General features: G+C 70.2%; 19 protein-coding genes and 1 tRNA gene. 8 read left to right on the forward strand and 12 right to left on the reverse strand.

From position 1 onward, the window contains the following. The 10 genes from Q0112_RS18335 to ilvA form a co-directional block, all read right to left on the reverse strand. The coding region (locus Q0112_RS18335) for an ABC transporter ATP-binding protein (RefSeq protein ID WP_297977494.1) at window positions 1-631 on the reverse strand (631 nt) is incomplete at its 3' end. Continuing rightward, complete coding sequence (locus Q0112_RS18340; RefSeq protein WP_297977495.1) at window positions 624-1,739, reverse strand: ABC transporter ATP-binding protein; 1,116 nt, start codon at window positions 1,737-1,739, stop codon at window positions 624-626. The genes Q0112_RS18335 and Q0112_RS18340, both read right to left, overlap by 8 nt. Further along, a complete protein-coding gene (locus tag Q0112_RS18345; protein WP_297977496.1) occupies window positions 1,740-1,919 on the reverse strand; it encodes a hypothetical protein in 180 nt (59 codons plus the stop codon). 9 nt (window positions 1,920-1,928) lie between these two features. Continuing rightward, window positions 1,929-2,885, reverse strand: coding sequence for a carbohydrate ABC transporter permease (locus tag Q0112_RS18350; protein WP_297977497.1), 957 nt, complete (start codon window positions 2,883-2,885; stop codon window positions 1,929-1,931). 1 nt (window position 2,886) lies between these two features. Further along, window positions 2,887-3,780, reverse strand: coding sequence for a carbohydrate ABC transporter permease (locus Q0112_RS18355; protein ID WP_297977499.1), 894 nt, complete (start codon window positions 3,778-3,780; stop codon window positions 2,887-2,889). Between the two features lie 69 nt (window positions 3,781-3,849). After that, window positions 3,850-5,160: an ABC transporter substrate-binding protein gene (locus Q0112_RS18360; RefSeq protein WP_297977500.1), complete on the reverse strand. Its 1,311-nt coding sequence runs from the start codon at window positions 5,158-5,160 to the stop codon at window positions 3,850-3,852. A 138-nt stretch (window positions 5,161-5,298) separates the two neighbouring features. Continuing rightward, the gene (locus Q0112_RS18365; protein WP_297977501.1) at window positions 5,299-5,931 is read right to left on the reverse strand and encodes a TetR/AcrR family transcriptional regulator; all 633 of its coding nucleotides are present in this window, start codon (window positions 5,929-5,931) and stop codon (window positions 5,299-5,301) included. 116 nt (window positions 5,932-6,047) lie between these two features. Beyond that, entirely contained in the window at window positions 6,048-7,265 is a 1,218-nt protein-coding gene (locus Q0112_RS18370) for an argininosuccinate synthase (protein WP_297977503.1), read from the reverse strand. Between the two features lie 66 nt (window positions 7,266-7,331). Then, window positions 7,332-8,108 (reverse strand): alpha/beta fold hydrolase, encoded by a 777-nt coding sequence (locus Q0112_RS18375; RefSeq protein ID WP_297977504.1) that lies wholly within the window; start codon window positions 8,106-8,108, stop codon window positions 7,332-7,334. After that, a complete protein-coding gene (gene ilvA / locus Q0112_RS18380; protein ID WP_297977506.1) occupies window positions 8,108-9,373 on the reverse strand; it encodes a threonine ammonia-lyase IlvA in 1,266 nt (421 codons plus the stop codon). Before ilvA ends, Q0112_RS18375 begins: the two co-directional genes overlap by 1 nt. Before the next feature lie 194 nt (window positions 9,374-9,567). Between ilvA and sbmA the strand changes: the two genes are divergently transcribed. The 7 genes from sbmA to Q0112_RS18415 all read left to right on the forward strand — a co-directional run bounded on the left by sbmA (window position 9,568) and on the right by Q0112_RS18415 (window position 16,015). Then, on the forward strand, window positions 9,568-10,842 hold the full coding sequence (gene sbmA / locus Q0112_RS18385; protein ID WP_297977508.1) for a peptide antibiotic transporter SbmA: 1,275 nt from the start codon (window positions 9,568-9,570) through the stop codon (window positions 10,840-10,842). A 47-nt stretch (window positions 10,843-10,889) separates the two neighbouring features. Then, window positions 10,890-10,965: transfer RNA gene (locus Q0112_RS18390), tRNA-Thr, on the forward strand. Between the two features lie 177 nt (window positions 10,966-11,142). Beyond that, entirely contained in the window at window positions 11,143-11,466 is a 324-nt protein-coding gene (locus Q0112_RS18395) for a DUF2934 domain-containing protein (RefSeq protein ID WP_297977510.1), read from the forward strand. A gap of 264 nt (window positions 11,467-11,730) precedes the next feature. Continuing rightward, on the forward strand, window positions 11,731-12,852 hold the full coding sequence (locus tag Q0112_RS18400) for an MlaE family lipid ABC transporter permease subunit (protein ID WP_297977511.1): 1,122 nt from the start codon (window positions 11,731-11,733) through the stop codon (window positions 12,850-12,852). Further along, complete coding sequence (locus Q0112_RS18405; protein ID WP_297977512.1) at window positions 12,852-13,622, forward strand: ABC transporter ATP-binding protein; 771 nt, start codon at window positions 12,852-12,854, stop codon at window positions 13,620-13,622. Before Q0112_RS18400 ends, Q0112_RS18405 begins: the two co-directional genes overlap by 1 nt. A gap of 9 nt (window positions 13,623-13,631) precedes the next feature. Next, window positions 13,632-15,368 carry an MlaD family protein gene (locus Q0112_RS18410; protein ID WP_297977513.1) on the forward strand — a complete coding sequence of 579 codons (1,737 nt, stop codon included), beginning with the start codon at window positions 13,632-13,634 and terminating at the stop codon, window positions 15,366-15,368. A gap of 2 nt (window positions 15,369-15,370) precedes the next feature. Further along, a complete protein-coding gene (locus tag Q0112_RS18415; protein ID WP_297977514.1) occupies window positions 15,371-16,015 on the forward strand; it encodes an ABC-type transport auxiliary lipoprotein family protein in 645 nt (214 codons plus the stop codon). Window positions 16,016-16,168: 153 nt separating this feature from the next. Here Q0112_RS18415 and Q0112_RS18420 read toward each other — a convergent pair whose 3' ends face one another. Both Q0112_RS18420 and Q0112_RS18425 read right to left on the reverse strand, forming a co-directional pair. Next, the gene (locus Q0112_RS18420; protein ID WP_297977515.1) at window positions 16,169-17,071 is read right to left on the reverse strand and encodes an EamA family transporter; all 903 of its coding nucleotides are present in this window, start codon (window positions 17,069-17,071) and stop codon (window positions 16,169-16,171) included. 37 nt (window positions 17,072-17,108) lie between these two features. Then, window positions 17,109-18,395 (reverse strand): alpha/beta hydrolase, encoded by a 1,287-nt coding sequence (locus Q0112_RS18425; protein ID WP_297977516.1) that lies wholly within the window; start codon window positions 18,393-18,395, stop codon window positions 17,109-17,111. 85 nt (window positions 18,396-18,480) lie between these two features. On the opposite strand from Q0112_RS18425, the gene Q0112_RS18430 reads away from it, so the two are divergent. Next, on the forward strand, window positions 18,481-19,820 hold a 1,340-nt coding region (locus Q0112_RS18430), incomplete at its 3' end, for an ABC-F family ATP-binding cassette domain-containing protein (protein WP_297977517.1).

Here is a 19,820-nt window from a genome sequence, read left to right on the forward strand (position 1 = left end):
CGTTGAGCACGCCGACCCGGTCGCCCATCGACATCGCCTCGATCTGGTCGTGGGTGACGAAAAGGAAGGTGGCGCCGAGCGCGTTCTTCAGGTCCTTGAGTTCGGAGCGGAGCGCCTCGCGCAGCTTGGCGTCGAGGTTCGAGAGCGGCTCGTCCATCAGGAAGGCGTTCGGGTCGCGGACGATGGCGCGGCCGATCGAGACGCGCTGCATCTCGCCGCCGGAGAGCCGGTCGGTCTTGCGGTCGAGCAGGTGCTCGATGCGGAGCATCTTCGCCGCGCGGCCGACGCGCCGCTCGATCTCGTCGGGGCTGAAGTCGCGCACCCGCGAGCGGAGCGGGAAGGCGAGGTTCTGCCGCACGGTGTAGCGCGGGTAGAGGGAGTAGTACTGGAAGACCAGCGCCACGTCGCGCTGGGCGACGCTCCAGGCGGAGGCGTCCTCGCCGCCGATCGAGATGGTTCCGGTCTCCGGCTTCTCGAGGCCGGCGATCAGCCGCAGCGTCGTCGTCTTGCCGGCGCCGGTCGGGCCGAGCATGACGAAGAACTCGCCGTCGGCGATGGTGAGGGTCAGATCGTCGAGCGCCCGCTGGCCGAGGAAGCTCTTGCCGACGCCGTTCAGGGCGATCTCAGCCATGCGCCGGCTCCAGCTTCAGCACGTCGCCGCTCGTCGCGTCGAAGAAGTGCACCTGCGGCACGTCGAGGCGCGCCCAGACCGCCTCGCCGGGCCGCCGCACGAAGCCGCTCGGGGTGCGCGCCTTGATGAGACGCTCGCCCACCTTCAGGTCGACGATGTCGTAGGCGCCGAGCGGCTCGATGAAGTGGGCCTCGACGGGGCGGAGCCCGGGGGCCGCCTCGCGCGCCACCCGCACCGCCTCGGGCCGGACGCCGACGACGAGCTCGTGCCCCGCCGGCAGCGCCGCTCCGAGCCGGGCGGCGAGCTCGCCCGGGAAGGCGAAGGCCGGGCCGCCGCCGATCGCCACCGCCGTCTCCGCGCCGTCGGGGCGGATCTCGGCCGGGACGATGTTCATCACCGGCGAGCCGACGAACTGGGCCACGAAGAGGTTGACCGGGTGGAGGTAGACCTCGGACGGCGTGCCCACCTGCTGCAGCACGCCGTCGTTCATCACCGCCACCCGGTCGGCGAGGCTCATCGCCTCGACCTGGTCGTGGGTGACGTAGACGCTGGTGGTGCCGTTCTCGATGTGCAGCCGCTTCAGCTCGGCGCGCATGTCCTCGCGCAGCTTCGCGTCGAGCGCGCCGATCGGCTCGTCCATGAGCAGCGCCTTGGGGCGGCGCACCAGCGCCCGGCCGATCGCGACGCGTTGCAGGTCGCCGCCGGAGAGGGCGGAGGGGCGCTTGGCGAGCAGCGGCTCGATGCGCAGCGAGGCGGCGACGTCCTTCACCTTGCGCTCGATCTCGGCGCGGGTCTCGCCGGTGGCGCGCAGCGGGAAGGCGATGTTCTCGAAGGCGGTCAGGTGGGGGTAGAGCGCGAAGAGCTGGAAGACGAAGGCGATGTCGCGCTCGCCCGGCGGCAGGTCCTGCACCGGCCGCTCGTCGATGGTGATCAGGCCGCTGTCGATCTCCTCGAGCCCGGCGATTGCGCGCAGCGTCGTCGTCTTGCCGCAGCCCGAGGGCCCGAGCAGCACCACGAACTCGCCGTCGGCGATCTCGAGGTTCAGCTGCCGGATGACGTAGTTGGCGCCGAAATACTTCTCGATGCCCCTGAGGCCGATGTTCGCCATTCACTTCTCTCCGGGGCGCGAACTGACGTGGCTGAAGACGATGAACCCCGCGAGGCCGATCAGCGTGATGGTGACGCCGTAGCGGTGCAGGAAGAGGCTCCACGGCTGCAAGAGCGCCACGATGCCCGCCACCATGACCCACTGCGCGATCGCCTCCCAGGTGCGCGGTCCGAGACCCATCGCCGCCCCCTACTTGCGGATCGCGCCGAAGGTCACCCCGCGCAGGAGGTGATGGCGGAGCGCGAAGGTGAAGATCGCGACCGGCAGCAGGAAGAGGAAGGTCCCCGCCGCGATCGTCGTCCAGTCGGTGAGGCCCGAGCCCACCTGGGCCGGGATGAAGGGCGGCGCGGTCTGCGCCCGGCGGTTGGTCATGATGAGCGCGAAGGCGTACTCGTTCCAGGCGATGATGAAGCAGAAGACCGCCGTCGCCGCGATGCCGGTGACCGCCTCGGGCAGCACGATCTTCCAGAAGGCCTGCATCCGGGTGTAGCCGTCGACGAGGGCGGCCTCCTCGTACTCCTTCGGGATCTCGTCCATGAACCCCTTCATCAGCCAGACCGAGAAGGAGAGGTTGAAGGCGGTATAGAGGATGATCAGCCCGAGGTGGCTGTCGGTGAGGCCGATCGCCCGGTACATCAGGAACATCGGGATGGCGACGACGACCGGCGGCAGCATGCGGGTCGAGAGGATGAAGAAGAGCCAGTCGTTCTCGGCCGGCACGCGGAAGCGGGAGAAGCCGTAGGCGGTGAGCGTGCCCATGCCGACCGCGAGCACCGTGCTGGTGATCGCGACGATCAGGCTGTTCATGAAGCGGCTCGGATAGGCCGAGAGCTGCACCTCGCCCTTCACGCGGAGCACCCGCTCGCCGCCGTCGAAGATGCGCTGCTCCCACCAGGGCGCGGCAGCATAGGTTTCCGGCTCCACCGGCTGGCGCAGCTGCACCCGCTTGGTGAAGAGCTTCACGAAGGCGGTCGTCTCGGGCGTGAAGAAGACCGTTGGCGGCACCGAGGTCGCCTGGTCGCGCGGCTTGAAGGCCGTGGAGCCGATCCAGTAGATCGGCGCGAGGAAGATGAGCGTCACCACCAGGACCGCGGCGATGGCGAGGCGGTTGCGGATGCGCTTGCCGGGCGAGGCGACCATCGCCATCTCAGCGCTCCTTCACCTTGTTCAGGTACTTCACGTAGATGTTGGTGATTGCCACCACCACGATCAGCACGATGTAGGCGAGCGCGCTCGACCGCCCGGTCTGCCATTCCTGGAAGGCCATCTTGTAGAGCCGGATCGAGATCGTCTCGGTCGTCGGCTGGCCGGACATGATGTAGGCGAGGTCGAAGGTCTTGAAGGCCTCCATGGTGCGGAAGATGATCGCGATGAGCAGGATCGGCGCCACGAGCGGCAGCGTGATGCGGGTGAAGCTGTACCAGCCGCTCGCCCGGTCGATCGCCGCCGCCTCGTAGAGGTGCTGCGGCACCGCCGAGAGGCCGGCGAGCGAGAGCAGCATCACGAAGGGCGCCCACATCCAGATGTCGGTGATCGCCACCGCGTAGAGCGCGTGGTTCGGGTTCGACAGCCAGTCGAACGAGCCGAGGCCGAGGGCGTAGTTGATCGGGCCCCAGGACGGGTCGTAGAGCAGCTTCCAGAAGAGCCCGACCACCGCCATCGACATCATCATCGGCAGGAGCAGGAGCGTGGTGACGAAGCCCTTCATCGGGAAGGTCCGGTTGAGCAGCATCGCGAGCCCGAAGCCGACCACGACCTGGCCCGTGACCGAGACGATCACGTACTTGGCGGTGACGGTGAAGTTGCGCCAGACGTTCGGGTCGCTGAGGAGCTCGCGGTAGTTCCTGAGGCCGACGAAGCGCGCCGGCTCGCTCACCGAGGCACGGAAGTCGGTGAACGAGTAGCCGAGCGAGTAGATCAGCGGAAAGACGTTGAAGATGATGAGGAAGGCGATCGTCGGAATGATGAAGGCATTCCGGATGGCGAGATCGCTCCACCCCTGGGCCGCCGCCCGGGACCGGGTGTCTAGTCGTGCCAGCACGGTGTCTCTTCCCTGTCGGACCGGTTCTTGGCGCGGGGGCCGGGCGCCGGGCCCGGCCCCCTTCGGCCGTCAGCTGCGGCCGTACTTCTTGAAGGTCTCCTGCCAGTCCTGCGAGAGGCCGTCGAGCACCTCCTTCGCCGTGCCCTCGCCGCCGACCACGTAGGGATAGATCCGGTTGTTGATCTGGGTCAGCAGCTCGGCGTACTCGGGCACCGCCCAGAAGTCCTTCACCATGAACATCGACTGGTAGAAGGCCTCGTTGTAGGGCGTCGCGTTGCGGAACTCCTCGGACTCGAGGATGTTCTTGCTGGCGGTATAGCCGCCGAGCTCGGCCCAGCGCTTCTGCACGTCGTCCTGGATGAACCACTCGAGGAACTTCATCGCCTCCTCCTGGTTCTTCGAGTAGGAGACGATCGAGATGCCCTGGCCGCCGAGCGCGGCATGCTGGTCGCCGTCCGGCCCGGCCGGGTTGGCGAAGAAGCCGGTGACCTCGGCGTGCGGGTTGATCGCCGGGTTCACCAGCGCCGGGAAGAAGGCGAAGTAGTTCATGCTCATCGCCGCCAGGCCCTCGGTGATCGCCTGGTTGTCCTCCTGGAAGAAGGTCTTGCCCCAGTTGGGCGGCGTGAACTGGTAGAGGTCGCGGTACATCTCGAGCGCCGCCACCGCCTTGTCGGAGTTCACGATGCCCTCGACCTCGTAGGTCGAATAGTCGCCGAGGTCGCCGCCGTAGGAGAAGAGGGCGTTCTCGTAGCCCATGACCAGCGCGTCATAGGAGTTGTCGGTGTAGATCGCGACGCCATAGCGGTTCTGGTCCGGCCGGTGGAAGAACTCGGCGATGTCGCGCAGCTCGGCCCAGGTCTTCGGCGGGGCGAGGTCGTAGCCGTACTTGGCCTTGAAGGCCTCCATCTCGGCCGGATCCTCGAACCAGTCCTTGCGGTAGGCCCAGCCCGTCGCGTCGCCCTCGGCCGGGACGGCCCAGTACCTGCCGTCGTACTCGGCATAGGCCTTGACCGTGGCCGGCGCCATGATCTCGTCGAGCTTGTTCTTCTTGAACCAGTCGGTCAGGTCGACATAGTGCCCGCCGGTCGATCCCGCCCCCAGCCACTGGCTGTCGCCGACCACCATGTCGTAGGTGTCGCCCTTGGCGTTGAACTCGGTGAAGGCCTTGGTCTGGAAGTCCGACCAGGGGGTCGTCTCCACCGTGACGGTCACGCCCGTCTCCTCGGTGTATTCGTTCACCAGCTCCTGCAGGTAGTTGGCCGGATCCCACTCCGCCCAGAAGATGGTGAGCTCCTGTGCCGCCGCCGGAAGCGCGGCCATTCCCATGGCGAGCGCGCTCGACGCGCCGGCCAGCAGTCCGAATAGGCGCCGTCTCTGCATCACGTTCGTTCCTCCCATGTTAACACCTTGAAGCGCCGTCCCGCGGCGCCGCGATGCTCGTCTTGTTGTTGCCCGTGTCGAGGCTTGTGTCGATGCCCGTGTCGAGGCTTGGGTAAAGGCTCGTGTAAAGGCTCGTGCTCAAGCCGGTCTTCCGCTCGCGTCAGCCCTCCCTGCCGTTTCCGCCTCGGCGACCGCGGCGCGCACCAGGACCTGCGCCGACCAGAGTGCCACGTCGCGCGCCTGGGCGCCGTCGAGCCCCCAGATGTCCTTCAGCACCACGAAGGCCTCGGTGCCGAAGACGAGCGACAGCGCCTGGCGCAGCCGGTCGAAGGCCTCGGCCGCCATCTGCCCGCGCAAGGGCGCGAGCGCGTTGTAGAGCACCGCCTTGCGGTTGCCGCGCACGATCGGCGCCTCGTCGCCCAGCGTGCCGGCGCGGCGGCGGCTCCACTGGTCCATCGCCTGCAGGAGCGCGGCGCGCAGCGTCGCCTCGTACTCGTCGAGCCGCGGATAGGCGAAGGCGAGCAGTCCCTCGACCCGCGCCTCGGCGTCGGGCAGGTCGGAGCGCCAGGCGAGGATCGGCCCGAGCGCCTCGTCCACCGCCGCCTGCACCAGCGCCGCCTGGGTCGGGAAGTAGCGATAGGCGGTGGCGCGCGACACCTCGGCCGCCTCGGCCACGTCGGTCACCGAAGGCACCCGGCCGGACTGCATGAGCTGCATCGCCGTGTCGAGCAGGAGCCGCCGGGTCCGGGCCCGCGGCCCGGTTTCGCGCAATGCAATTTCCTCGCCTTCGGGTGAGACGTGCATGTCAATATGATACGAGCGTCTCAGGGCGAAAGCAACCGCCTTTCACCCGGCGGCGTGCCCGGTCGGCATCCTCGGCCGGGGCGTCAGCGGCGGTCGCGCATGCCGAGGAGGCGGAGGCGCAGCGCGGTGATCTTGATGAAGCCGGCGGCGTCCTTCTGGTCGTAGGCGCCGGCGTCCTCCTCGAAGGTGACGTGGGATTCCGAGTAGAGCGACTGCGGCGAGGAGCGGCCGACGACGCTGGCGCTGCCCTTGTAGAGCTTCACGCGCACGCTGCCCGAGACGTGCTCCTGGCTTCGGTCGATCAGGGCCTGGAGCATCTCGCGCTCCGGCGAGAACCAGAAGCCGTTGTAGATGAGCTCGGCGTATTTCGGCATCAGCTCGTCCTTGAGGTGGGCGGCGCCGCGGTCGAGGGTGAGGGACTCGATGCCGCGGTGGGCGGCGAGGAGCACGGTGCCGCCGGGGGTCTCGTAGATGCCGCGGGACTTCATGCCGACGAAGCGGTTCTCCACCAGGTCGAGGCGACCGACGCCGTGCCTGCCGCCGAGCTCGTTCAGGCGGGTGAGGAGGGCGGCGGGGGAGAGGGGGGCGCCGTTGATGGAGACGGGGTCGCCCTTCTCGAAGCCGATCTCGATGTATTCCGGAGTGTCGGGCGCCTTCTCCGGGTCGGTGGTGCGCTGGTAGACGTAAGCCGGCGCCTCCTCGGCGGGGTCCTCCAGCACCTTGCCCTCGGAGGAGGTGTGCAGGAGGTTGGCGTCGACCGAGAAGGGGGCTTCGCCGCGCTTGTCCTTGGCGATCGGGATCTGGTTCTTCTCCGCGAATTCAAGGAGTTTGGTGCGGGAGGTGAGATTCCACTCGCGCCAGGGGGCGATGACGCGGATCGACGGGTCGAGCGCGTAGGCGGAGAGCTCGAAGCGGACCTGGTCGTTGCCCTTGCCGGTGGCGCCGTGGGCGATGGCGTCGGCGCCGGTCCGGTGGGCGATCTCGACCAGGCGCTTGGAGATGAGCGGACGGGCGATCGAGGTGCCGAGCAGGTAGAGGCCCTCGTACTCGGCGTTGGCGCGGAACATCGGGAAGACGAAGTCGCGCACGAACTCCTCGCGCAGGTCCTCGATGAAGATGTTTTCGGGCGCGATGCCGAGCAGCTCGGCCTTCCTGCGCGCCGGCTCCAGCTCCTCGCCCTGGCCGAGGTCGGCGGTGAAGGTGACCACCTCGCAGCCGTACTCGGTCTTCAGCCACTTCAGGATGATCGAGGTGTCGAGGCCGCCGGAATAGGCGAGGACGACCTTCTTCGGGGACGACATGCGGCGGGCCTCCATGGCGGTTCGGGCTGGCTCTAGGCGGTTTTCCGCGGGCCGGCAAGCCGGGCTTCAGGCGAGGAAGCCGCCGACCGCGGCGATGAAGGCGGCGGGGGCGTCGGCGTGCAGCCAGTGGCCGGCGGCGGCGAGCGTCTCGTGCCGGGCGGCGGGGAAGAGGGTGCGGATGCGCGGCCAGTGCTCGGGGCGGACGTAGTCGGACCGCGCGCCGGTCAGGAAGAGGGTCGGGCCGCCGAAGCTCGCCTGCACCGCCGGGAAGGTCATGATGGCGGGCATCTGCGCGGCGAGCGCCTCGAGGTTCAGCTTCCAGCGGGCGCGGCCCTCCTCGACCGCGAGGCTCTGCAGCAGGAAGGCGCGCAGGGACGGCTCGGGGACATGGGCGGCGAGGCCGGCGTCGGCGTCGGAGCGGCGGTTGACGGCGGAGAGATCGACCGCCTGCATGGCCCGGACGTAGGGCATCTGGCTGTGGCCGTATTCGACCGGCGCGATGTCGGCGACGACGAGGCGGTTGACGAGGGACGGCTCGGTCAGGGCGAGCATCATCGCCGCCTTGCCGCCCATCGAGTGGCCGAGCATGTCGGCGCGGCCGCCGTGCGCGGCGATGGTCTCGGCGAGGTCGCCCGCCATGGCGAGGTAGCTGTGCTCGGGGCTGCGCGGGCTGTCGCCGTGGTTGCGCATGTCGACGGTCACCACCTGCCGGTCGTGGGCGAGGCGCCTGGCGATCGCCCCCCAGTTGCGGGCCGAGCCGAAGAGGCCGTGGGCGACGAGGAGGGGCGGGTGGGCGCCCGGGTCTGCGCTCTGGGCGCCGGTGACGGTGGTGGCGAGATGCATCAGATGATCAGGCTGGTGATGACGGCGTCGTCGGTGATGTCGACCCAGGTGAAGCCGGCGGCGGCCATGCGCGCCTCGAGGGCCTCGAAGTTCGCGCGCACCGTGGTCTCGATGCCGAGGAGGACGGAGCCGAAGTTGCGGGCGGACTTCTTCAGGTACTCGAAGCGGGAGATGTCGTCGTCGGGACCAAGGACGGCGAGGAACTCGCGCAGCGCGCCGGGGCGCTGCGGCAGGCGGAGGATGTAGTATTTCTTGCGCCCCTCCCAGCGCAGCGCGCGCTCCTTCACGTCGGGCAGGCGCTCGAAGTCGAAGTTGCCGCCGGAGACGACGGCGACCACCGTCCTGCCGGCGACGTCGAGGTCGCGGAGCGCGTCGACGGCGAGCGCCCCGGCCGGCTCGAGGACGACGCCCTCGACGTTCAGCATCTCGAGCATGGTGGCGCAGATGCGGTTCTCCGGGGCGAGGAGCGCGTCCCCGGGGGCGAAGCGGCCGAGGACGGCGAAGTTGCGGTCGCCGATGCGGGCGACGGCCGCGCCGTCGACGAAGTTGTCGACCGCGGGGAGGGTGACGAGCGCGCCCGCCTCCAGCGCCCGGCGCAGGCTCGGCCCGCCCTCGGGCTCGACGAAGCGGACGGCGGTGGCGGGAGAGAGGGCGTCCGCGACCTGCACCATGCCCGAGGCGAGGCCGCCGCCGCCGACCGGGATGACGAGGAGATCGGGGGCAGGCAGCTCCTCGAGGATCTCGAGGGCGCAGGTCGCCTGGCCCTCGATCACGTCGGCATCGTCGAACGGGGGCAGGAAGAGGGCGCCGGTCTCCTGGGTGAAGGCCTGGGCGGCGCGCAGCGTGGCGTCGAAATAGTCGCCGACCAGGCGGATCTCGACCCGGCCGCCGCCGAACTGGCGGGTCTTGTCGATCTTCTGCTGCGGGGTCGTCACCGGCATGAAGACGACACCGTCGGTGGCGAAATGGCGGCAGGCGTAGGCCATGCCCTGGGCGTGGTTGCCGGCCGAGGCGCAGACGAAGCGCCGCCGGTCGGGGCGGAGGGCGAGCGCCTTGCGCATGGCGTTGAAGGCGCCGCGGAGCTTGTAGGAGCGGACCGGGCTCAGGTCCTCGCGCTTCAGCCAGACGTCGGCGCCGTAGCGGGCGGAGAGATAGTCGTTGCGCTGCAGCGGCGTCGGCGGGAAGAGCTCGCGCAGCGCCGCGGCCGCTTCGCGCACGCCGGCCGTGAAGTCCCGGGCGCCCGTGCTGTCGTCTCTACAGGTCATGCCCGATCCTCCTCGGCCTGCATATGACGAAGGCGGGAGGAGTTAAAGCCCGGCTGCCGGACTCACCTCCCGGTGAGGTCTCGCACGCCGGCGTTGCATGGCGTGTTCCTTTGCCCTCAATAGCGGCACCCGGATCGGCCGGACCCGCCCCCGCGCGGCCAGGGCCGATCACCCCCAGAGACGGTGGCCGCCCCGTGTTCGTATCCTACTTTCCCAATCCGCCGCGCCTCTTCTTCTGGTCGGCGGTGCTCTGGTCAGCCGTCTGCGTCGCCGGATGGTATCTCGGCGGCGCGGCGCTCGGCGACGGCCTCGGCTTCGCGGGGCCGCCGGACGGGCGGCTCCCGATCGGGGTCTCCCGCTTCTGGTCGGGGCCCTTCCTCTGGTTCTACCTCTACTATCTCGTCTCGGTCGGCATCTTCGCCGCCTTCTGGAAGGTCGCCGCGCCGCATCCCTGGTGGAGCTGGTCGGTGCCCGGCTCGGCGCTCATCCTCTTCGCCACCTATTTCCAGGTCGAGCTGACCGTCGCGGTCAACGCCTGGTACGGCCCCTTCTTCGACATGATCCAGGCGGCGCTCGACAAGTCGCGCCCGGTCACGCTCGGCGACTTCTACGGCGGCATCGTCACCTTCCTCAGCATCGCGCTCGTCTATGTCGCGGTCGGGGTGCTGACGCTCTTCTTCGTCAGCCACTGGATCTTCCGCTGGCGCACGGCGATGAACGGCTACTACATGAGCCACTGGCCGCGGCTCCGCCGCATCGAGGGCGCCTCGCAGCGCGTGCAGGAGGACACCATGCGGTTCTCCCAGACGACCGAGCGGCTGGGGGTCAACCTGCTCGACGCGATCATGACGCTGATCGCCTTCCTGCCGGTGCTGGTGGCGCTCTCGAAGGACATCACCGAGGTGCCGCTGCTCGGCGCCGTGCCCTATCCGCTGGTGACGGCCGCGCTGCTCTGGTCCGCCTTCGGCACCGTCTTCCTGGCGCTCGTCGGCTTCAAGCTCCCGGGCCTCGAGTTCCGCAACCAGCGCGTCGAGGCCGCCTACCGCAAGGAGCTCGTCTACGGCGAGGACGACCCCGCGCGCGCCGATCCGGTCACCGCCGCCGAGCTCTTCGCCAACGTGCGGCGCAACTACTTCCGGCTGTATTTCCACTACACCTACTTCAACGTCGCCCGCATCTTCTACCTGCAGATCGACAACATGTTCGGCTACGTGATCCTCGCCCCCGCCATCGTCGCCGGGGCGATCACGCTCGGGCTGATGAACCAGATCCTGAACGCGTTGAGCCAGGTGCGCTCGTCGTTCCAGTATCTGGTCAACTCCTGGACGACGGTCATCGAGCTCGTCTCGATCTACAAGCGCCTGCGCGCCTTCGAGGCGACGATCCACGGCGAGCTGCTGCCCACCATCGACCGCGAGTTCATGGCCGCCACGCAAGTCCGCGGCTCGGCGCCGCTCGTCGACGGCTAGGGCGCTTGCGCCGCCCTCGCGCGGAAGCTATGAGGTGCCGGCGCGAGGCCCCAGTAGCTCAGCCGGTAGAGCAACTGTTTCGTAAATAGTAGGTCGGCGGTTCGAGTCCGTCCTGGGGCACCACAAATCCAGTTACTTGGCGGCGCTTCTTCATGTCCGTCCGAGCGTCACCCGACTCGGACGGAGCCGTCGCGCCGCGCGGCGGCGATTCACGGACATCGAACCCGGGCCTTTTTGCGCATCGGCCGAACCCGGCAGCCTCATCCGCGTTGGGGGAGATATCCAACCGAGGAGGAGCCGATGAACATTCAGTCCGACGCACCGATCGAGGACGAGATCGCGAGGGTCGCCCACGCCATCTGGGAAGCCGAGGGCCAGCCGGAGGGCCGTGATCACGAACACTGGATGCGGGCGAAGCGGTTGATCGAGGAGGGCCGCGCCGAGGTCGAGTTCCCGGCGAGTGCCGCTCCGCGCCCGGTGCAGCCGGGCTTCGAGGACGCGGCCCCGGGCATGGTCCCGTCGATGAAGGAGGAGCCGGGGGACGAGCTGCAGGAGGAGCCGGGCGGGCGCTTCGCGAAGCAGCTCGCCGATCTTCCGGAAGAACCGGATCGCCAGCGCGAGTAACGAAGTTTTAACCTGACGAATCCCTTCAGGATCAATGGGATACCTATAGTTTCGCGCGCGAAATCCTGATTTCGCAGGGGCTCGACGCGCCTGCCGGGCGGCCCGCCCCGGTGGTTCTCGCTCTTTCCTTACCCCGACGCCATGTGATAGCCGGGCGGGGAGCATTCGTGCGTGGCCCGGGTGGGCGGTTCGAGCCCGTCCGGGGCACGGCGCTTATTTCCACCGTCGGAGGGCCACGGACGGCCCCTGCGCAGCGGGGACGGCGTGAAGACGGCAGAGCTGGCGATAGACCGGAGCGGCGAGGGGGCGCGGGTGGCGCTGTCCGGCGACCTGCGCGTCGGCGGGGTCGAGGGCATCTACCGCCGGCTGGCCGAGGTCGCCGGGCCGGGGCCGGTCGTCGTCGACGGCGCGGGCATCGAGGGCTTCGACACCGCCGGCGCCTGGGCGATCGCGACGCTGCGCCGGCGGCTCGAGGCCGAGGGCGTTGCCGTCAGCATCGAGGGCCTCGCGCCCGAGCGCGCGGCGCTTCTCGAGACGGTCGAGAAGAGCCTGCCCAAGGCGGAGGAGGCCGCGCCGCGGCCGGGGGGCTTCGTCGGCTGGCTCGGCGACTTCGGGCAGAGCGTTGCCGAGGGCTGGCGCACGGCGGCGGAGCTCCTCAACCTCCTCGGCGCGATCATCGTGCGGCTCGCCGGCAACCTCGTCCATCCGTCGCGGCTGCGGCTGACCTCGACCGTCTACCACATGCAGCAGGCGGGGCTGAACGCGGTGCCGATCGCCGCGCTGATGGCCTTCCTGATCGGCATCGTCCTCGCCTACATGGGGGCGGTGCAGCTCCGCCAGTTCGGCGCCGAGATCTTCGTCGTCGACCTCATCGCCATCGCGGTGCTGCGCGAGCTCGGCATCCTCCTGACGGCGATCATCGTCGCCGGCCGGTCGGCCTCGGCCTTCACCGCCTCGATCGGCTCGATGAAGATGCGCGAGGAGATCGACGCCATGCGCACGCTCGGCCTCGATCCGGTCCAGATCCTCGTCGTGCCGCGCACGCTCGCGCTCCTCTTCACCCTGCCGCTCCTCGGCATCATCGCCAACTTCGCCGGGCTGCTCGGCGGGCTGGTCATGGCCTGGGTGGAGCTCGGGGTCTCGCCGGAGATGTTCGTCGTGCGTCTCTCCGATCAGATCGGCGTCTGGCACTTCCTCGTCGGCATCATCAAGGCGCCCTTCTTCGCCCTGGTGATCGCGCTGATCGGCTGCCACCACGGGCTGAGGGTCGGCGGCAACGCCGAGAGCCTCGGCAAGCTCACCTCCGCCTCGGTGGTGCTGGCGATCTTCCTCGTCATCGTGCTCGACGCGATCTTCGCGATCTTCTTCGCCACGGTGAACGTCTGATGCCGCGCGAGGCCGTCATCGAGGTGCGCGGGCTCGTCAACCGCTTCGGCGCGCAGGTGGTGCACGACGGGCTTGACCTCGACGTCTACCGCGGCGAGGTGCTCGGGGTGGTCGGCGGCTCGGGCACCGGCAAGTCGGTGCTGCTGCGCTCGATCGTCGGGCTGAACCGCCCGGCCGCCGGCTCGATCCGGGTCTTCGGGGTCGACGTGCTGAGCGCGTCGGATGCCGAGCGCGAGGCGGTCAGCCGCCGCTGGGGGGTGCTCTTCCAGCAGGGGGCACTCTTCTCGGCGCTGACGGTGCAGCAGAACGTCGAGGCGCCGATGCGCGAGCTCATGCACATCGACGCGGGCCTGCGCTCCGATCTCGCGCGGCTGAAGATCTCGATGGCCGGGCTGCCGCCGGTCGCCTGCGACAAGTATCCGTCCGAGCTCTCGGGCGGCATGCAGAAGCGCGCCGGCCTGGCGCGGGCGCTGGCGCTCGATCCCGACATCGTCTTCCTCGACGAGCCGACGGCCGGGCTCGATCCGATCGGCGCCTCGGCCTTCGACGACCTGATCCGCCAGCTCAAGGAATCGCTCGGGCTGACCGTCTTCATGGTGACGCACGACCTCGACAGCCTGCACGCGATCTGCGACCGCATCGCGGTGCTCGCCGAGAAGAAGGTGCTCGTCACCGGCACGATGGCCGACATGCTGAAGGTGGACCACCCCTGGGTCCGGGAATATTTTCACGGGCCGCGCGCCCGCGCCGCGCTCGCCGCGACGGACTGAGGAGAGAGGATGGAGACCCGCGCCAACTACGTGCTTATCGGGGCGTGCGCGCTGGCGGCGATCCTGCTCGGGCTCGGCTTCTTCGTCTGGCTGGCCAAGGTGCAGATCGACCGGCAGTACGCCTATTACGACGTGCTCTTCGACGACGTCTCGGGGCTCAGCCGAGCGGCAGACGTGCGCTTCAGCGGCCTCTCCGTCGGGCAGGTGGTGGCGCTCGATCTCGACGAGAAGGGGTCGGGACGGGTCAGGGTGCGCATCGAGGTGGCGGCGGAGACGCCGATCCACGAGGGGGCGACGGCGCAGCTGCAGGCGCAGGGCGTGACCGGCGTCTCGCTCGTCTCCCTGACTGCCGGCGATCCGGAGAAGCCGCTCCTGCGCGACACCACGGAGGGCGTGCCGGAGATCCAGGGCCAGCGGTCGGTCGTGCAGTCGCTGGCCGAGGACGCGCCCGACCTTCTCGCCGAATCGATCAAGCTCGTGAAGGAGTTCCAGGGGCTGGTCGGGCCGGAGAACCAGAGCAAGGTCGCCGGGATCCTGGCCAACGTCGAGCAGGCGTCCGGGGCGTTCGAGCAGGCGCTGTCCGACTTCTCCGGCATCTCGAAGTCGGTGGCGAGCGCCACCGGGCAGATCTCGGTCTTCACCGACCGGCTCGATCCGCTGGCGGTGGCGGTCGAGAAGGCGCTCGGCGAGGCCGAGACGACGATGGCGGCGATGACCGGCGCCTTCGACAAGGCGGGCACCACGCTCGAGACGGCGACGGGCGCGATCAGGACGATCGACGGCGCCGCGGGCAAGGCGGGCGAGGTCATCGCCGGCGACGGCGCGGCGGCAGTGGCCGAGTTCAAGGCGAGCGTCGTCATGCTGCGCGACCTCGTCGAGAGCCTCGGCGGGGAGGCGAAGACGGTGCTGGCCGCCTATGGCGACACGGCGACCACGGCGACGGCGCGGCTCTCCGAGCTCGAGGCGACGGTCGCGAGCCTCGACAAGGCGATCGCCGGGGCGACGACGGCGCTCGCCTCGGTCGACTCGGCGGCGACGAGCTTCGACACGCTGGTCGAGGGCGACGGGACGGCGCTGGTCTCGGAGGCGCGCACCACGCTCGCCTCGGTGCAGGCCTCGACGGCGGCGATCGAGAAGGCGGCGACCGACGACCTGCCGGCGATCATCGCCGAGGTGCGGCAGGCGATCGCGCGGGTCAACGCGACGGTCGGGCAGGTGTCGAAGGACCTGACGGAGCTGACCGGCGACCTCGCGCCGATGACCGAGCAGGCGACGCGGACGCTCGAGACGGCGAGCACGACCTTCCGGGACGCGAGCGCCGCGCTCGAGCGGCTGGAGCCGACGATCGCCGCGGCGGAGCGGACGCTCGTGGCCGCCGAGGGCGCCTTCACCGGCGCCGAGCGGGTCATCAGCGAGGATGTCGCACCGGCGACGGCGGATCTGCGGGTCTCGGCGGAGCGGATGAGCGCGGCGGTCGAGTCGGTCGCGGCCGACCTGCCGGCGGTGACGGCGGAGCTCAAGGCGACGCTCGCGCAGGCGACGGCGACCGTGAAGTCGATCGACCGGATGGTGCAGCAGAGCGCGGCGCCGGTCGGGCAGTTCACCACCCAGGGGCTGCCGCAGTTCGTGCGCTTCACCCAGGACGCGCAGGCGCTGGTCAACCGGCTCGACCGGATCGCGGCGCAGCTCGAGCGCGATCCGGCGCGCTTCATTCTCCAGTCTCCCGCGCCCGACTTCAGGAGGTAGCCATGCCCGCCATCCGCCTTCCGGCTGCCCTCCTGCTCTTCGCGCTCGCGCTGGCGCTGGGCGGCTGCGCCACCGTCTCCTCGCTGAACAGCGCCGCGCGCAATCTCGACACCTATGCGCTCAACCCGCTGCCGCCGCAGCCGGTGACCCGGAGCGGGGGGCGGATCGTCTTCGTTGCCGAGCCGACGGTGCCGGGGGCGGTGGCGAGCGACCGCATCGTGATGAAGCCGAGCCCGATCCAGGTGACGCTGCTCGGCGACGGGCGCTGGGTCGAGCCGGCGCCGGTGCATATCCGCAACCTGCTCACCCGGTCGCTGGCCAATACCGGGCGCTTCGCCTTCGTGACCTCGGCCTCGGTCGGGCCGCTGCCCGACTTCACGCTGATGACCGACGTCGAGAGCTTCGAGGCGCGCCTGCTGCCGCCGGGCGACACGGCGCCGGCGCGGGTTTCCGTCTCGATGACGCTGAGCGTGGCGCGCGACGCCGACGGGCGGCTCGTCGCCAGCCGGCGGTTCGGGCGCACGGCGGACGCGGCGGACACCGATGCGCTCTCGGTCGTCTCGGCCTTCGAGGCGGCGACCGGGGCCCTGCTGCGGGAGGCGGTGCCCTGGGCGACGGCGGTGATGACGGGCGGCCCCGGGGTCTGAGAGATCGCTGCAATGGCCTGCGAGACCGCCCCGGGGCGGGCCCGCGCACGCTTGTCGCACGCGTGCGAAACTAGACAAGTGATTGAATATATTTCAATATCCTGGGCGCGTTCATTCTTCCTTCACCGAGGTTAACGCCGCGGCCCGTCGTCACTAGGCGGCCGTCCTGGCGTCGTCGCGGGGCGTGCGGCGGCGGAAGACGAGGTCCTTGGCCGCTATGATCGCGCCGGCGGTGATGAGCAGGCAGGCGAGCGCCATCGACCAGTGGAAGACGCCCTGTCCGGCGAGGAGCAGGATGAGGACGGAGAGGGGCGGCGCGGCGTAGGAGACCGCGCCGAGCACCATGATGTCGCCGTGCTTGATGCCGTGGTCCCAGGCGTAGAAGGCGAGGCCGAGCGGCAGGAGGCCGAGGAGCGCGACGGCGGTCCACTGCGTGGCGGTCTGCGGCCAGGCGGTGGTCTCGAAGGCGAGGTGCAGGAGGAAGGTCGCGGCGGCGGTGATCAGGCAGTAGGCCGCGACCACATCGGTCGGAACATGGCCGAAGCGGCGCGACAGCACGGAGTAGCCGGCCCAGACGAAGGCGGCGGCGAGGGCGAGGCCGTGTCCGGGGCGGATGCCGCCGGCGAGGCCGACGCGGCCGCCCTCGGTGATGATGAGGACGGCGCCGGCGAGGCCCATGACGGCGCCGGCGAGGTGGTGCGCGCCGAGCCGCTCGCCGGGCAGGAGGGCGGCGAAGAGGACGATGAGGAGCGGCCAGAGGTAGGCGATCAGGCTCACCTCGACCGGCGGCGCCGCCTGGATCGCGAAGAAATAGAGGCAATGGTAGATGCAGAGGCCGGCCGTCCCCAGCGCCCAGACCGGCCAGGGCTGGCGGAGGGAGCGGATCGCGCCCGGGCGCAGGAGCCAGCTCGCCGCGCCGGTCAGCCCGCCGACGAGGAAGGTCATGGCCGCGAGCTGGAAGGGCGGGATGGCGCCGGCGAGCGTCGAGAGCAGCGCCAGGAAGGCCCAGGTCACGATGGCGACGAACCCGATCAGTGTCGCACCCCGTCTCGGCATGGTCGGCGGCCTCCGGTCGTGGCGGCTGGCGATCTACCTAATCCGCCCCCGCGTCAAGGGTGGGCCGCTCGCCGGCGATCTCGGGACGGATCGCCTCGAGGACCGCGGGCATCCGCGCCGGGTAGTCCTCCGGGAAGGTCCAGTAGGCGGCCCCGGAGGGGGCGGTGCCGGGGGCGAGGGCGCGGGTGGCGGGCGGCAGGTGGAAGAGCAGGGTGAGCAGGACGTCGTTGGAGACCCAGGGGTGGTCGTACCAGAAGGTGTGCGAGGTCGCCGAGAGCTCCGGCATGCGGTCGGGGTGGACCTGGACGATCTCGATCTCGCCGGCGGCGGAGGCGGCGAGCAGGCGCGCGCTGGTGTCGGCGGAGAGCTCGCGGATGTCGGGGCGGCCGGCGCGGGAGGCGCGGTTGACCACCTGGGCGAGGCGGAGCGCGCTGTCGCCGAGGTTGACCGCCGCCGTGACGCGGCGGGCGTACGGGGCGTAGGCGCCGAGGTCGTCGACGAAGGCGCGGAAGTCGGCGTCGGGCGCCGCGTGGTAGATCTCGCCGAGGCGGTCGGCGACCTCCGGGGTCTCGCGGGCGAGGAGGGCGAGGCCGTCGCTGCCGACGGTGGCGCCGGCGGAGATGGTGAAGACGTCGATCTTCGCCGCCTGGGTGCGGGCGGCCAGGAGGCGGACGAGGTCGGCGAGCTGCGGGGCGCTGCCGAGGGCGTTGCGGATGTCGCGGGCGTAGCGGAGGAAGTTCTCGGCCGTCGGCCAGGCGAAGAGCACGACGACGGCCTCGCGGCCGGCGAAATGCTTGAGCATCGCCGCCTGGCCGGCGGCGCGCTCGACGGTGGTGTTGGCGCCGTGCACGTAGACGAGGATGTCGCGCGAGCGGCTGGCGGCGAGGGCGGCGTCGATCTCGGCGAGCCAGGCCTGGGCCTCGGGGCCGATCTCGGCCGGGTCGGAGAGGGTGGCGGCTTCGTTCATCCGCTCGAGGCGGACGAAGGGGCGGTCGGAGCCGGTGTTGCGCGTCGTCCATTCGCGGATCTGCTCGAGCGTCGTCTCCTCCTCGCCGATGCGGAGCTCGGCGGTGCCGACATGGAGCCGCCAGTCGGGGGCGACGGAATAGATGCGGTTCTCGCGCGCGCCGACCGGCAGGCGGCTCGTGGCGTAGAAGAGCTCGATCTCGCTTCCCTCGGTCGCCGGGGCGATGTCGAAGACCCGCTCGCCGCCGGCCTGGAAGAGCAGCGGCGGCGGCATCAGGCGCATCGGCGGGTGGTGGTAGACGAAGAAGGTGACGATCCCCACGGCGGCGAGGACGAGAAGGATGAGGATCTTGCGCAACGCCGGGGATCTCCTGCTGATCGCCGAGTGGTGGCGCAACCGGGCTCGGTTGACAAGCCGCGGGCGCGGGGTCACATGCCCGGCCATGCTCGCCTTCAGGAACATCAGCTTCTCGATCGAGGGGAAGAAGCTCTTCGAGGATGCCTCGGCGCTGATCCCGGCCGGGCACAAGGTGGGATTCGTCGGGCGGAACGGCTCGGGCAAGACGACGCTCTTCAAGCTGATCCGCGGCGAGCTGGCGCTCGACGGCGGCGAGATCGAGGTGCCGAGGCGGGCGCGCATCGGCGGCGTGGCGCAGGAGGCGCCGGCGACGCGCGACAGCCTGATCGACACGGTGCTGGAGGCGGACGTCGAGCGGGCGGCGCTGATGGCCGAGGCGGAGGAGGCGCGCGACCCGATCCGCATCGCCGAGATCCACGCGCGGCTGGCCGACATCGACGCGCATTCGGCCGAGGCGCGCTCGGCGTCGATCCTGAACGGCCTCGGGTTCGACGCGGCGGCGCAGGGGAGGGCCTGCGCCGAATTCTCCGGCGGCTGGCGGATGCGGGTGGCGCTGGCGGCGGTGCTCTTCGCGCGGCCGGACGTGCTGCTGCTCGACGAGCCGACCAACTATCTCGATCTCGAGGGGGCGATCTGGCTGGAGAATTTCCTCGCCCGCTATCCGCACACGGTGCTGGTGATCAGCCACGACCGGGACCTGCTCAACCGGTCGGTGGGAGCGATCCTGCATCTCGAGCGGCGCAAGCTGACGCTCTACCAGGGGCCCTACGACACCTTCGAGGATACCCGGCGGGCGCGGCTGGAGCAGCTCGTGTCGGAGAAGCGCAAGCAGGATGCGGCGCGCGCGCACATGCAGAGCTTCATCGACCGCTTCCGGGCGAAGGCGTCGAAGGCGCGGCAGGCGCAGAGCCGGATCAAGGCGCTGGAGCGGATGAAGCCGATCGCGGCGATCGTCGAGGACCAGGTGGCGGCCTTCAACTTCCCGACGCCGGAGGAGCTGTCGCCGCCGATCGTGCGGCTGGAGGACGTGTCGGTCGGCTATGACGGGCGGGCGGTCCTGCGCGACCTGAACCTCAGGATCGACCAGGACGACCGGATCGCGCTGCTCGGGCAGAACGGGCAGGGGAAGTCGACGCTGGCGAAGCTGCTCTCCGACCGGCTGGCGCCGATGGGCGGGCGGAAGGTGGCGTCGTCGAAGCTGCGGGTGGGCTATTTCGCGCAGCATCAGGTGGACGAGCTCGAGCTCGAGGAGACGCCGTTGCAGCATCTGCAGCGGCTGAGGCCGGAGGAGCCGCAGGGCAAGCTGCGCGGGCGGCTGGCGGCCGGCGGGATCGGGGCGGACATCGTCACGACCGAGGTGGGGCGGCTGTCGGGCGGGCAGAAGACGCGGCTGTCGCTGCTGCTCGCCGCGCTCGATGCGCCGCA

It is taken from the genome of uncultured Amaricoccus sp., assembly GCF_937858865.1.
Taxonomy (GTDB): Bacteria; Pseudomonadota; Alphaproteobacteria; order Rhodobacterales; family Rhodobacteraceae; genus Amaricoccus.